Here is a 12,555-nt window from a genome sequence, read left to right on the forward strand (position 1 = left end):
TAAATATAAAATTTAAACTTTTTAAAGCTATGAAAAACCTGATTATTGCCATTTGCTTGTCCGGATTATCTGTTGCCGGTTGTGTACCGGCACGACCCACAGGCAGCACACCCAAACAAACCTCAGAAGCGCTTAATGCCCCTCTTAAATTGAATGGTATGTGGGAACTGGCCGAAATACCCGGGGCAAGGGTATCTTTAGCGGGTTTGTATCCGGATAAAAAACCAACAATTAATTTTGATGTAAACGACAACAAGTTTACTGGCAATACCAGTTGCAATAGTTTCAGTGGCCTGCTGGTGGCTTATGGTAACAAAATTACGTTTAACAAGTCTATGGCTATGACCAAAATGGCTTGCAAGGGCGATGGTGAATCAACATTTCTTGAGTCGCTAAAAAAAGTAGATTCATACACTGTAAATGCTAACAATACCTTAAGCCTGAATGCCGGTGGTGTTGAGGTACTTAGAATGGCCAAACCTGTGCGATAATTGCACCTCTATAAAACAGGTGGGGTTAAACAGTAAAAGACGCAACAGCCTTACTGTTTAACCCCATTTTTATTAAGAGGCTTAACCGTTAAAAAAGATACGCAAATGGGATGCACATACTATGTATTCTTAGTGTATCTTTGCGAAAAAAAGCTTCTTAGTGAGATTCGATAACAGAAAAAAACTGGGCATTCTTGGTGGCGGGCAACTGGGCAGAATGATTATTCAGGCCGCCATTGATTTTGATTTTAACATTAAAACGCTGGACCCGGACAGCGACGCTCCCTGTAAGTACCTGTCGCACGAGTTTGTGAACGGGTCATTGAACGATTATGATACCGTAATGGCATTCGGGCAGGATTGCGACATACTAACCATAGAGATAGAAGCCGTTAGCATTGAAGCGCTTGAAGCCCTTCAAAAACAGGGTAAAGCGGTGTTTCCGCAGCCTTCTGTGCTACGTATTATTCAGGACAAGCGGGTTCAGAAACAATTTTATAAAGACAACAACCTGCCTACTGCAGATTTTATTCTGACAGAAAACAGGGCTGATACAGCCGGGCATACAGCGTTTTTGCCTGCTGTTCATAAACTGGGCAAAGGCGGCTATGATGGCAAGGGCGTGCAGGTATTGCGCACCGAGGCCGACCTCGGCAAGGCATTTGACCAGCCGGGTGTGCTTGAAAAAATGATTGACTTTGAGAAAGAACTGGCCGTAATAGTTGCCCGCAATGAAAACGGCGAAACCAGCACTTTCCCGCTTGTTGAAATGGTTTTTCATCCGGAAGCCAATCTGGTTGAGTACCTTTTCAGCCCGGCTAACGTTGCCACCGGAATTGAGAAAAAAGCGCAGGATATTGCTATACAAACAGCCAACGCTCTGGGCATAATTGGCTTGCTGGCCGTAGAGATGTTTCTGACCAGAGACGGAGAAATACTGATAAATGAGGTAGCCCCCCGCCCGCACAACAGCGGCCACCAGACCATCAGGGCTAATGATGTATCGCAGTTTGAGCAACATCTGCGAGCCATACTCAATCTGCCTCTGGGTAGCACACGTGCCCACTCAAAAGCAGCAATGGTGAATCTGCTGGGTGAAGAAGGCCATAACGGAGAAGCGGTTTATGAAGGAATGGACGATGTACTGGCCATAGAGGGTATACACCCTTTTTTATATGGCAAGCGTTTTACTAAACCATTCAGAAAAATGGGGCATATTACTATTGTAGACCAGGACTTTGAAAAATTAAAAGAAAAAGTGATTTTTGTAAAAGAAAAACTCAAAGTTGTAGCCAAAAACTGATAGTCGGATTTACATTTAAAAATTTAAACTGTAGAAGATGGTAGGTATTATTATGGGCAGTTTCTCTGACTGGAAAATTATGGCAGGGGTTGCAGAAATTTTAGACGAATTAGAAATTCCATACGAGAAAGAGGTGGTTTCGGCGCACCGAACACCGCAAAAGATGTTTGATTACGCCCTTACGGCTCGTCGTCGTGGTTTAAAGATAATTATTGCCGGTGCAGGTGGCGCGGCTCATTTACCGGGTATGGTGGCATCCAGTACAACCTTACCTGTTATTGGGGTCCCTATTAAATCGAGCAATTCTATTGACGGCTGGGACTCCGTACTGTCTATTCTTCAAATGCCAACGGGTGTACCGGTAGCTACTGTGGCCCTTAATGGCGCCAAAAACGCTGGTATTCTGGCAGCGCAGATTCTGGGTGTGAGCGATGAAGAAGTGGCAAAAAGACTGAGAAACTACCGCGAAGCCCTGAAAGACCTGGTAGATGATATGAATGAAGAACTTAAAAAAAGTATATAAGTTTAAACAATTAAGTAAAAGCTGATTTTGTAAGTTTAAGCTGAACAGAAGCCTGTTTTGTGTTACTTGATGCGTAGAAACCTAGTTTTCCTAATATAAATAATTAAAATTTACTGTTACCATGCAGTTCGAAGACCGCGAACAACGAAATGAACGCCCAAAAGAGGCCTCACGAAATTTACCAATGGTTGTACTTTTGGTTTTAGTGAGTATAATCTGCGCATTGCTTTACATCGGTTGGAAATATATGTCTGACGACACCTCAACTGCCGATGATCTTACCGCCGCTCCGGCAGACACCGTCGCCAATGCTATTAGAGTACAGCCAACAGACGAAGAAACCGAGGCAGAAGAACAAAGCACCTCTGAAGCCCTGCCCGAGATTTCAGTACCAACCGTAGGCAATAAAGAGCAAGCATCTAAGCCTGCCGATGAAACTGATGCAAAAAAAGAGAAAACAAAAGAAGAAAAGCCAAAAGAAGATAAAAAAGTGAGTATTCCTACGGGTGGTGAAACCTACACACATACAGTGGGAGAAGGTGAAACTTTCTTTGGAATTGCCAACAGATTTAATGTTAAAAAGGAAACCTTAAAGGCTATGAATCCGGGTGTGGAAGAGAATGGTATTAAAGTAGGCGTTACCAGGCTTAAAGTAAGAATAAAAGCGGTACACACCGTAGGCCCGGGCGATATTTTAAGGGTGGTGGGTAATAAATATGATGTGCCTGTTAACCTGATTATGCAAGCCAATAAAAAGACCAAGAACTTTGCCGAACGAGGCGAGAAACTGATTATTCCATATCCAACAAAAGAGTAATAAATGTAAAAGGGCCTAACGGCCCTTTTTTATATCTAAACTTTTTAAGAAGCGATAATTCTATACCAGAAAATTAACAACCAATAAAGTAATGGTAAGGATTAACAATACAATTGACTGTATTCTGTCTGTTTTTGGGTTTCGTTCAGTGCTGCTGCTTCCGCCGATGGCCATGCTAATTAATTGAAAAAGCAGGCAAATGGAGCCAAACACAACCAGAATGATATGTCTGGTAGACGGCGATTGAATCATACCCGGCAAAAGTATGATGCCCAGAAAACTCAGAACGATAATCCATACAAAAGAACGCTTAGAAAAAATTGCCATATCAGTTCAGATTTTTAAATCAGTTATTAACTTTATCATTTACCTGCTCATCTGTATTGGATGCAGAAGGCTCTTCTGTCGGTATGTCTGCCATAGGTTCGTTAACCGGTTCGCTGCCAGTAATGGCACCATCTTCATTAGCAGGCGCTGCGGTATTCTCTTCTACAGGCAAACTAGTAGACTCGGTTGATACTTCTTCTGTACTTTCAGCCACTGGTTTCTGGGGCATTTCTTCATGAATAAAGAAACTCTTCTGAAAAACAAGGATACTCAACACCCCACAAAAAATACAGGCATCGGCAAAGTTAAAGATAGGCGTTGTGTTGTATTGCCCACCCAGAAAAGGAATCCAGTCGGGGTAGTCGCCGTCAAGGCCATAGGCGTAAAACATATCAATTACCTGCCCGTGAAACCAGGGAGTAGGTGAATCTATCGGAGAATTACCCAAAAACACACCATAGAAAGTACTATCAATTACATTACCAATGGCACCCCCTAAAACAGCAGCAATAGACCAAAGCAAACCACTATGCGCATTTCTTTTTGCCAGATGAACCAGATACCAGCAGATACCCACCATGGCTACCAGTCTGAAAGCCGTAAGCATGAGTTTGCCGTATTCTCCGGCTAGTGTCCAGCCAAAGGCCATACCTTTGTTTTCAACATAGTGTAATTTAAAAAAACCGGGAATGATATCAATTTCGCCATAGTGGTTAGGCAAAACATCGTAGTACATCCACAATTTAATTGCCTGGTCGGCGATAATCAAAAACACTGTCAGTAACAAAAACTTATATGGAGATTTCCCTCCGTACAATTCACTGCTTGTAGTCATTTATTATTGTGTTTAACGCAAAAGCCCCTGAAACTGCTTCCGTAATTAGCAAATCTGGCCCGTTGTGTTTTTAGGCCGTATAAAGTTATTAAAAATATTCGATGCCCGCTTCATTAGCAACCTCTTCTTCTTTGTTTTTCCTTTTTAATGAGCAAAAACTCACGGCTGCTCTGGCCCGCAATAGAGGTGTTTTCTTCAGCTCTTCTAAAGAGGTAAGGCATTACTGCCTCAACAGGCCCGTAAGGCACATATTTGGCTACATTGTAGCCTGCATTGGCCAGGTTGTAAGAAATGTTGTCGCTCATACCCAGCAACTGTGCAAACCAGATTCGCTCATCGCTTTTGGATATATTGTGCTGAGTCATTAAATCGGCACATAACAAAGAGCTTTCTTCATTGTGTGTACCCAAACAAATAGATAAAACATCCAGATTATCAACAGAAAAATGAACAGCCTTGTTAAAATCAGCGTCGGTGTCTTTTTTTGAAGCATGAATCGGGTCTTTGTACTCCAGCTCTGCCGCCCGGCGTCTTTCTTTTTCAATATAAGCGCCACGTACCAGCTTTGCCCCTACCCTGTAACTTTCTTTTCTGGCCAATGCACAGGCATCAGCCAGGTGTTCAAGGCTTTCCCATCTATACAACTGAAAAGTATTGTAAACAATTGTTTTACCGGCGGTATTGTACTTCTGCATCATGTGGTAGCTCATTTCGTCTATCACGTCCTGAATCCACGACTCTTCTGCATCTATAAAAATCCTGACATTAAGGCTGGCAGCGTAACCGCACAATTTATCTACTCTGTTCTGCACCCGCTCAAAAGCGCTCTTTTCTTCTGTTGTTAAATCTTCAGGGTGTTCTTGTACTTTTTCAAGAAGATCAACCGAACCTATACCGGATACCTTAAAAACCGAGAACGGAATTTGCTGCGGTTGCCCTGCGGCTTTGTCTATCGTTTTCAGAATCTCTGAGGTAGTTGCATCAAAGGCATTTTCGTTGTCTTCGCCCTCTACCGAGAAGTCCAGAATTGTACCAACTTTGCTTTTTGCCAGGCTATTGATGGTTTTCTGGCAGTCTGCTATACTTTCGCCCCCACAAAACTGAGAAAAAATGGTATTACTAATGAGTAATTTTACAGGTAATCCTAATTTTATTGCGAGTTTTATAAAAAAAGTTCCTATCTTTACAACCCAGTTTTGATTCATCAACGCAAAAATCAAATAAGTTTTACGAAGCTTACTGTCTGATTGATGAGCAAAGGCAATAGAAGTATCATCGAAATTTAACGAGCGGTTTTGAATAGCCGTTTTCATTATTTCAAGTATTGGTTTCTTTTTAATCTTTTCAGTTTTTGATGAAGAATTGTACTATTTAAAGAGACTAAGTCATTTTACCGAGACTTACCCCCGTAAATAGTTTGCAAATATACGCCAAAGAAAAGACATTCAACGAAACAATATCAATAATTCGGTAATATGTCCGGTAGTCAATGCTCCGCTTCAGTGGCTAAGTAGAAAGATTTGACAGACCTTAGAAGCATTGAAAAAATTGACAAAACAAATTTTAGAATAGAAATGAAAGCAAATTTAGATGTACTACCGCTGAACAGTTGGGTAGATACAAAAGGAAAACCCTTAATTATTGCCGGTCCGTGCAGTGCCGAGACAGAAGAGCAAGTTACCGAAACCGTAACCCGTATTGCAAAAGAAGGTTATGCGCACGTGATTCGTGCGGGTGTTTGGAAACCGCGTACGCGTCCGGGCAGTTTTGAGGGTATGGGAGAAGCAGCATTGCCGTGGTTGGCTGCGGTAAAAAAAGAAACAGGCCTACCAATTGCAGTGGAAGTAGCTACGCCTCAGCACATCGAATTGGCTTTAAAATATGGTATTGATATTCTCTGGATCGGCGCCAGAACAACCGTTAACCCGTTTAACGTGCAAGACCTTGCCGATGCCCTGAAAGGTGTTGATGTACCAGTACTTATCAAAAACCCTGTGAACCCAGACCTTGCCCTTTGGGTAGGTGCATTTGAGCGTATAGCCGGTGCAGGTATTAAGAAAATGGCGGCTATCCACCGTGGTTTTTCTAATGCACAGGAAACCAAATACCGTAACTCGCCTATGTGGCAGCTGGCTGTTGAATTAAAAACGCTTTTCCCTCAGTTGCCTATCATCGGCGACCCTAGCCACATGGCAGGTAAGAGAGCTTATTTATATGAACTGGCACAACGTGCACTTGACCTGAACTACGACGGCTTGATTATTGAGTCGCACCGTAGCCCTGACGACGCATGGTCTGATGCCTCTCAACAATTAACACCGGAAGCGCTGGGTGAAATGCTTCGTGAACTGGAAGTTCGTAAGGCTTCTTATGGCGAAGATTTCCAAAGTGAACTGGACAGATTGCGCCAGAAAATTGACAACATTGACCGCGAATTGCTTGAAGTACTGGCAGCCCGTATGGCAGTAGTTGAAAAACTGGGTGAATACAAAAGAGATAACAACGTGGCTGTGCTTCAGCTGGATCGTTGGAAACAGGTTCACACCAGCCGTGCCGAACAAGCTAAGAAACTAAATCTTTACCCTGAAATGGTTGAAGAATTATTCAAGCTGATTCACATGGAGTCAATCCGTAAACAAACAGAAGTAATGAACCAACAACCTGCCTGAGCAGATTGAAGGAGAATACGAATAGAAAATGAAAATTGCAAAAGAGTGTCGGGCTTTGCCTGACACTCTTTTGTTATTTAAAATAGCGCCACATTTTCATTTTATAAAATAGTTGCTTCGTTCGGTTTCGGCTTTGTTCAAGATTAAAGCTGGTAGTGGCAGGGTTTAAAGCAGCCATTGCGCCATCAGCCAGACTGAGCGGTCGGAAAGCGCTTTTATCTGGAATATACCTGGAGAACAAAAGCCTTTTTTTCAAAAACAGCGTATCAGGCAGGCGTTCAGGCAAACTGAACCTTCCTTGTGGTTTCAGCATCTTTTTATTGATAAGTAATGGCGACGGCCCATTATTAGTATCGTAAGCCAGCTGCGCCCGCACATGTTGTACTAAGCCGATGGTTATGATCAACAGCAAGGGTATTTTCATTCTGAATGAAAGGTTTAGACCTCTCTTTAACGTTTATTAATACCCTAAAATTTGATAAAGCCGGCGTATGATTTCAGAAAGGCATAATTTTGATGTAACTTTGTAGCGGTGCAGCCAACAGCACACCATAAACCAGATTCAGCAACCGGCCTAAACCTGATTGAAAGCCGGATAAAAGTTACCGAGCGCGTCTATGAGCAAATACGCAACAACAGAAATTACCAGTGCAGAGATACCTTCAGATAACCCTGTTCATCAAAGATTATATTTTCCGTATACTGAAGCAGCCAAAATAATTCATGGCAATGTGCTGGAACTCGGCTGCGGCTGGGGCCGTGGTGTAGAAACCCTGATTGAAAAATGCGACCACTACACAGGGCTTGATAAAAACGAACCCCTGATTGAGCAGTTGCAGGCCGCACACCCGCGCCATACGTTCAGAACGGCAGATTTACCCCACCTGAGCGCTTTTAAAGATAATACTTTCGATTTTGTTGTTACCTTTCAGGTAATTGAACATATACAAGACGACCACCAATTTTTAGCCGAAGCCGCCCGTGTGCTCAAACCCGGTGGTAAAATATTATTGACCACTGTAAACCGCCCTTACAGTCTGAGCCGGAACCCTTGGCACATCAGAGAATATGATACAGCCGAGTTGAGAGGCCTGATGCAGAAGTACTTCTCTAAGGTTGAAACCTTTGGTGTGGGTGGCAACCAGAAAGTTTGGGACTACTACGAAGAGAACAAACGCTCGGTAAACAAAATTATGCGGTTTGATATTTTTGACTTGCAGCATCGCCTGCCGGCTTGGGTGCTCAGGATACCTTATGAGGTGCTGAATCGGTTCAACAGAAATAAACTGATGACCGAAACGGGTGGGCTTGCCGCCGAAATCAGATGGGATGACCACTACCTGTCTGACGAACCTGAAAAATGTATTGATTTCTTTTTTGTAGGGACAAAATAATTACTCGGGCGGTTGATGAAACCGCCCGATTTTCATTTAAGCATTGCACTTATATATTCACATACCGTTTTGCCGTAAGGCCTGTCATTACTGCGACTTCCATTTCAGCACTAATCTTAACATGAAAGCTGAAATGGCTGCTGCTATATGCAAAGAAATTGAATTGCAGGCAGGGTATCTGAGCCAGAAACACCTTGAAACCATCTATTTTGGAGGTGGCACTCCGTCATTATTAAGTCCGCAGGAATTGGGAGATATTTTTGATACAATTAAAAAGTATTATACAATTGCTGATGATGCCGAAATTACGTTGGAGGCTAACCCGGACGATATCAGTCAGCCCCTCCTTAAAAACTTACAGGCTTTAGGGTTTAACCGCCTCAGTATTGGCATACAGTCTTTTTACCCCGACCATCTGCTGAAACTCAACCGCATACACAATGCCTCAGAAGCCGAAAACTCTGTAAAACTGGCACAGGACATGGGTTTTGAAAACCTAACCATCGACCTGATTTATGCCATACCCAGCGAGAGCCATGCGATTTGGTTGAATGATTTAGAGAAGGCCCTTGCCCTCAACGTACCGCATATATCATCTTACTGCCTTACTATTGAAGAAAAAACTGTTTTTGGTAAATGGCTGAAGTTAAATAAGATACCGCCCATTAATGAAGACTTTGCCTCAGAGCAATTCAGGATTCTGGTTGATACCCTTGAAACAGCCGGATATGAGCAATATGAAATATCAAATTTTTGCCGCAACGGCCGGTACTCGCGCCATAATTCTTCGTACTGGAAACGGCATGAATATCTGGGTGTTGGGCCGTCGGCTCATTCATACAATGGTGTTTCAAGGCAATATAACATAGCCAATAATGCTGCCTATCTGCGGGCCATTCAGACAGGCACTGTACCTGCCGAATATGAATTGCTTAGCAAAGCAGACCAACTGAACGACTACCTGCTTACCGGCCTGCGTACCAAATGGGGCTGTGCAATAGCAGAAATCAATAAGCTGGCGGGCAATAACTGGCAGCAAACCAACCGGTATACGTTAGATAAGTATCTGACCCAACAGATGCTAACAATTGAGAATGAAACCCTTACACTTACCAAAGCAGGCAAACTATTTGCCGACAGAATAGCCAGCGACCTTTTTATGGTCTGAAACGCATCCCGATTAACCAGTATTTTTTTGCCTGTATTTTATTATATTTGTTTCTTTCAGGAAGATGAACATCCTGTAAAAATCAGATTATATACAAATGTAGATAAACCTTTCTCTGCCTATCTGTGTTGCCTAATTAATACCTTTACAAAAATGCACTACAATTTACTTTTAGTTTTATCGCTATTGTTTGTCGTTTTCATGCTGGTCATGTTAGGGCAGAAGTTCAGAATATCAGCGCCAATTTTTCTGGTGCTGGCGGGTTTGTTCATCAGCTTTGTTCCGAATATCCCACAGATAGAAGTAAACCCTGAACTCATCTTTCTAATTTTTCTGCCACCGCTGCTTTATGAGGCGGCCTGGTACACATCCTGGAACGACTTCTGGAAATGGAAACGCCCCATTGGTCTGCTGGCATTCGGGCTGGTTTTGTTTACCTCTACCATTGTGGCGTATGCCTCACAGGCCATGATTCCCGGCTTTACGCTGGCGATGGGCTTTTTGCTGGGGGGCATTATCTCTCCGCCTGATGCCGTTGCGGCATCGTCGGTACTGAAGGGTATCAAAATGCCCAAAAGAGTGATTACCATTCTGGAAGGAGAAAGCCTGATCAATGATGCATCGAGCTTAATAGTATTCCGCTTTGCGTTGGCAGCGCTTCTTACCGGGCAGTTTTCTTTACAGCAAGCCGTTGGCAGCTTTTTTGTAGTGGCTGGCATGGGCATTGTGGTTGGTCTGGCCATAGCCCATGTGGCGTACGTTATACACCGTTTTTTACCAACCACCCCCAGCATAGATGCAGCACTAACATTGCTTACCCCCTACTTTATGTATATAGTAGCCGAGCAGTTTCATTTTTCGGGTGTAATGGCGGTGGTGAGCGGCGGTTTGTTTTTGTCGTATCGCTCGCATGAGATACTAACTCATGGCTCAACGCGCTTGCAGACAACCGGGGTTTGGTCTACGCTAATTTTTGTACTTAACGGGCTGGTATTTATACTGATAGGCCTTGAACTGCCAACCATCATTAAAGGACTAGACGGTTACTCAATTGCTGAAGCCGTTAAATACGGCCTCATTATTAGTGCCATTACCATACTTATACGCATTATCTGGATTTACCCTGCGGCGTTTATACCTCGCTGGTTGTTCAGGAGCATCCGTGAAAATGAACCGAATCCGGGTCTCAGAAATCCGTTTGTTATTGGCTGGGCAGGTATGCGGGGGGTAATATCTCTTGCATCGGCGCTGTCGGTACCTTTGTATCTGAATAACGGTGAGGCATTTCCGCACCGAAATCTGATTCTGTTCATTACTTTTACCGTTATTTTGGTTACATTGGTTTTTCAGGGCTTAACCCTGCCATTAATTGTCAAATGGCTGGATGTAAAAGAGGTTGACCATGCCGCGCCAGAGGTAGAACAGGAGGCAGGAATTAAACTGCGAATTATGAATGCCGCGCTGAAACAACTGAACGAAAAATATGCCAGTGAACTGGAAAACAACGAATTGTTGAGTTTTTTAAGAAACGAAATAGAAAACGATATCTCCGTAACTAATCAGCGGCTTAACTCCCTGGAATGCCAGGCTTGCCAGGTTAAAGAAATTGAGCAGTATAACCAGGTTCTGAAAGATTTATACAGCACCCAGCGCAGAGAACTGTACACCCTCAGAAAAGAGTTTGCTTATAGCGACGAAGAAATCAGGAAACAGGAATTACAACTTGATTTCGACGAAGCCAAGATATCAACCCGTGTCCATTAAAACTATATCAGTTGATTATTATGCGTTTGCCCATCTGTTTAGGTATTGTTATCTGGTTAATTGGTTCATCTGCCTGTATGCAGAAACCCGGTGCGGGGCAGTTGCCGAAGTCTGCCTATGTGCAGGCACGTGGCGGTTTAAACAATTTTTACAGGGCCGTTGCACAAAAACAAAATATAACGGTGGCCTACCTGGGTGGCTCTATTACTTACAATAAAGGCTGGCGAGACAAAACCAGCAGTTACCTGAAAGAGCAATTTCCGCAGAAAGACTTTACGTTTATCAATGCCGGGATACCGTCGCTGGGGAGTTTGCCGCATGCTTTCAGATTCGAACAAGATGTGCTAAATAAAGGCATTCCCGACCTGCTTTTTGTAGAAGCAGCCGTAAACGACCATACCAACGAAACCGACAGCCTGATGCAGATATGGGCGCTGGAAGGAATAGTGCGCCATGCAAAAAAAGCAAATCCGGCCGTTGCTATTGTGATGATGGCATTTGCAGACCCCGACAAAACAGCCGATTATGCCCAAGGCAAAGTGCCGCTTGAAGTACAAAATCAGGAATTGGTGGCAGCACATTACAAGCTGCCGTCTATTAACCTGGCCAAAGAAGTGGCAGACAGGCTTCAGGCAAAAGAATTTAGCTGGGAGAATGACTTTAAAGACCTGCACCCTTCGCCATTCGGGCAGGAGCTTTATTACCAGACCATCCGGTTTTTGCTTGATTCGGCCTACAAAAGCTACCAGACCGCAAAGCCGGGCTCAAAAAAAACTACGCATTTGCCCCAAGCCTTAGAAGGCATCAGCCTAGATAAAGGCAGGTATGTTTCGGTAAAAGAAGCCCACATACAAAATGGCTGGCAACTGATAGAAAACTGGAAACCGGCTGACGGCGCAGGAACCAGAGAAGGATTTGTGAATGTACCTGTGTTAGAAGCAACCAGTCCGGAGGCATTACTAACTTTTGAGTTTACAGGTAATGCTGTGGGGCTTAGCGTTGTGTCAGGGCCTGATACCGGAGAAATTGGTTATAAAATTAACAATGGCCCCTGGCAAAAAATGGACCTGTACACGCAATGGAGCAGCGGGCTGCACCTGCCCTGGTATAAACTGCTTGCAGCGGGCTTAATTAACAAAAAGCATACGCTTTACCTGAAAATGAGCGAGTCAAGGAATCCAAAAAGTAAAGGTACGGCATGCCGTATTGTGCATTTTTTGGTGAATGATGGACAAAAATAGCTTATATTTGAAGCTGAATTTTA

General features: G+C 43.5%; 13 protein-coding genes. 9 read left to right on the plus strand and 4 right to left on the minus strand.

The window, feature by feature from the left end:
* The first annotated feature begins 29 nt into the window (after positions 1 to 29).
* From C0V77_RS08910 to C0V77_RS08925, 4 genes are all read left to right on the plus strand, one after another.
* Positions 30 to 491, plus strand: coding sequence for an META domain-containing protein (locus C0V77_RS08910; protein WP_101726010.1), 462 nt, complete (start codon positions 30 to 32; stop codon positions 489 to 491).
* A gap of 160 nt (positions 492 to 651) precedes the next feature.
* On the plus strand, positions 652 to 1,794 hold the full coding sequence (locus C0V77_RS08915) for a 5-(carboxyamino)imidazole ribonucleotide synthase (protein ID WP_101726011.1): 1,143 nt from the start codon (positions 652 to 654) through the stop codon (positions 1,792 to 1,794).
* A 37-nt stretch (positions 1,795 to 1,831) separates the two neighbouring features.
* The gene (gene purE / locus C0V77_RS08920; protein ID WP_101726012.1) at positions 1,832 to 2,317 is read left to right on the plus strand and encodes a 5-(carboxyamino)imidazole ribonucleotide mutase; all 486 of its coding nucleotides are present in this window, start codon (positions 1,832 to 1,834) and stop codon (positions 2,315 to 2,317) included.
* Between the two features lie 121 nt (positions 2,318 to 2,438).
* Positions 2,439 to 3,134: a LysM peptidoglycan-binding domain-containing protein gene (locus tag C0V77_RS08925; protein ID WP_101726013.1), complete on the plus strand. Its 696-nt coding sequence runs from the start codon at positions 2,439 to 2,441 to the stop codon at positions 3,132 to 3,134.
* Positions 3,135 to 3,194: 60 nt separating this feature from the next.
* Here C0V77_RS08925 and C0V77_RS08930 read toward each other — a convergent pair whose 3' ends face one another.
* The 3 genes from C0V77_RS08930 to C0V77_RS08940 form a co-directional block, all read right to left on the minus strand.
* Positions 3,195 to 3,461 carry a hypothetical protein gene (locus tag C0V77_RS08930; protein ID WP_101726014.1) on the minus strand — a complete coding sequence of 89 codons (267 nt, stop codon included), beginning with the start codon at positions 3,459 to 3,461 and terminating at the stop codon, positions 3,195 to 3,197.
* A gap of 19 nt (positions 3,462 to 3,480) precedes the next feature.
* A complete protein-coding gene (locus C0V77_RS08935; RefSeq protein WP_101726015.1) occupies positions 3,481 to 4,296 on the minus strand; it encodes a lipoprotein signal peptidase in 816 nt (271 codons plus the stop codon).
* Between the two features lie 113 nt (positions 4,297 to 4,409).
* Complete coding sequence (locus tag C0V77_RS08940; RefSeq protein WP_101726016.1) at positions 4,410 to 5,609, minus strand: proline dehydrogenase family protein; 1,200 nt, start codon at positions 5,607 to 5,609, stop codon at positions 4,410 to 4,412.
* Between the two features lie 261 nt (positions 5,610 to 5,870).
* Here C0V77_RS08940 and C0V77_RS08945 point away from each other — a divergent pair, with 261 nt between their 5' ends.
* Positions 5,871 to 6,965: a chorismate mutase gene (locus C0V77_RS08945; RefSeq protein ID WP_101726017.1), complete on the plus strand. Its 1,095-nt coding sequence runs from the start codon at positions 5,871 to 5,873 to the stop codon at positions 6,963 to 6,965.
* A 73-nt stretch (positions 6,966 to 7,038) separates the two neighbouring features.
* Here C0V77_RS08945 and C0V77_RS08950 read toward each other — a convergent pair whose 3' ends face one another.
* On the minus strand, positions 7,039 to 7,389 hold the full coding sequence (locus C0V77_RS08950; RefSeq protein ID WP_101726018.1) for a hypothetical protein: 351 nt from the start codon (positions 7,387 to 7,389) through the stop codon (positions 7,039 to 7,041).
* A 193-nt stretch (positions 7,390 to 7,582) separates the two neighbouring features.
* On the opposite strand from C0V77_RS08950, the gene C0V77_RS08955 reads away from it, so the two are divergent.
* The 4 genes from C0V77_RS08955 to C0V77_RS08970 all read left to right on the plus strand — a co-directional run bounded on the left by C0V77_RS08955 (position 7,583) and on the right by C0V77_RS08970 (position 12,532).
* Complete coding sequence (locus C0V77_RS08955) at positions 7,583 to 8,359, plus strand: bifunctional 2-polyprenyl-6-hydroxyphenol methylase/3-demethylubiquinol 3-O-methyltransferase UbiG (RefSeq protein ID WP_101726019.1); 777 nt, start codon at positions 7,583 to 7,585, stop codon at positions 8,357 to 8,359.
* A 43-nt stretch (positions 8,360 to 8,402) separates the two neighbouring features.
* On the plus strand, positions 8,403 to 9,527 hold the full coding sequence (gene hemW, locus C0V77_RS08960; protein ID WP_101726020.1) for a radical SAM family heme chaperone HemW: 1,125 nt from the start codon (positions 8,403 to 8,405) through the stop codon (positions 9,525 to 9,527).
* Between the two features lie 153 nt (positions 9,528 to 9,680).
* A complete protein-coding gene (locus C0V77_RS08965) occupies positions 9,681 to 11,291 on the plus strand; it encodes a Na+/H+ antiporter (RefSeq protein WP_101726275.1) in 1,611 nt (536 codons plus the stop codon).
* A gap of 20 nt (positions 11,292 to 11,311) precedes the next feature.
* Positions 11,312 to 12,532 (plus strand): SGNH/GDSL hydrolase family protein, encoded by a 1,221-nt coding sequence (locus tag C0V77_RS08970; RefSeq protein WP_101726021.1) that lies wholly within the window; start codon positions 11,312 to 11,314, stop codon positions 12,530 to 12,532.
* Positions 12,533 to 12,555 lie beyond the last annotated feature (23 nt).

Origin of the sequence: Emticicia sp. TH156, assembly GCF_002855535.1 — a bacterium.
GTDB classification, from domain to species: Bacteria; Bacteroidota; Bacteroidia; order Cytophagales; family Spirosomataceae; genus Emticicia; species Emticicia fluvialis.

What these genes read in the sequence shown, in the direction of transcription:
- C0V77_RS08910 (WP_101726010.1), top strand. Translation starts at nt 30, where the DNA reads ATGAAAAACCTGATTATTGCCATTTGCTTGTCCGGATTATCTGTTGCC.
- purE (WP_101726012.1), top strand. Translation starts at nt 1,832, where the DNA reads ATGGTAGGTATTATTATGGGCAGTTTCTCTGACTGGAAAATTATGGCA.
- C0V77_RS08925 (WP_101726013.1), top strand. Translation starts at nt 2,439, where the DNA reads ATGCAGTTCGAAGACCGCGAACAACGAAATGAACGCCCAAAAGAGGCC.
- C0V77_RS08930 (WP_101726014.1), bottom strand. Translation starts at nt 3,461, where the DNA reads ATGGCAATTTTTTCTAAGCGTTCTTTTGTATGGATTATCGTTCTGAGT.
- C0V77_RS08935 (WP_101726015.1), bottom strand. Translation starts at nt 4,296, where the DNA reads ATGACTACAAGCAGTGAATTGTACGGAGGGAAATCTCCATATAAGTTT.
- C0V77_RS08940 (WP_101726016.1), bottom strand. Translation starts at nt 5,609, where the DNA reads ATGAAAACGGCTATTCAAAACCGCTCGTTAAATTTCGATGATACTTCT.
- C0V77_RS08945 (WP_101726017.1), top strand. Translation starts at nt 5,871, where the DNA reads ATGAAAGCAAATTTAGATGTACTACCGCTGAACAGTTGGGTAGATACA.
- C0V77_RS08950 (WP_101726018.1), bottom strand. Translation starts at nt 7,389, where the DNA reads ATGAAAATACCCTTGCTGTTGATCATAACCATCGGCTTAGTACAACAT.
- C0V77_RS08955 (WP_101726019.1), top strand. Translation starts at nt 7,583, where the DNA reads ATGAGCAAATACGCAACAACAGAAATTACCAGTGCAGAGATACCTTCA.
- C0V77_RS08965 (WP_101726275.1), top strand. Translation starts at nt 9,681, where the DNA reads ATGCACTACAATTTACTTTTAGTTTTATCGCTATTGTTTGTCGTTTTC.
- C0V77_RS08970 (WP_101726021.1), top strand. Translation starts at nt 11,312, where the DNA reads ATGCGTTTGCCCATCTGTTTAGGTATTGTTATCTGGTTAATTGGTTCA.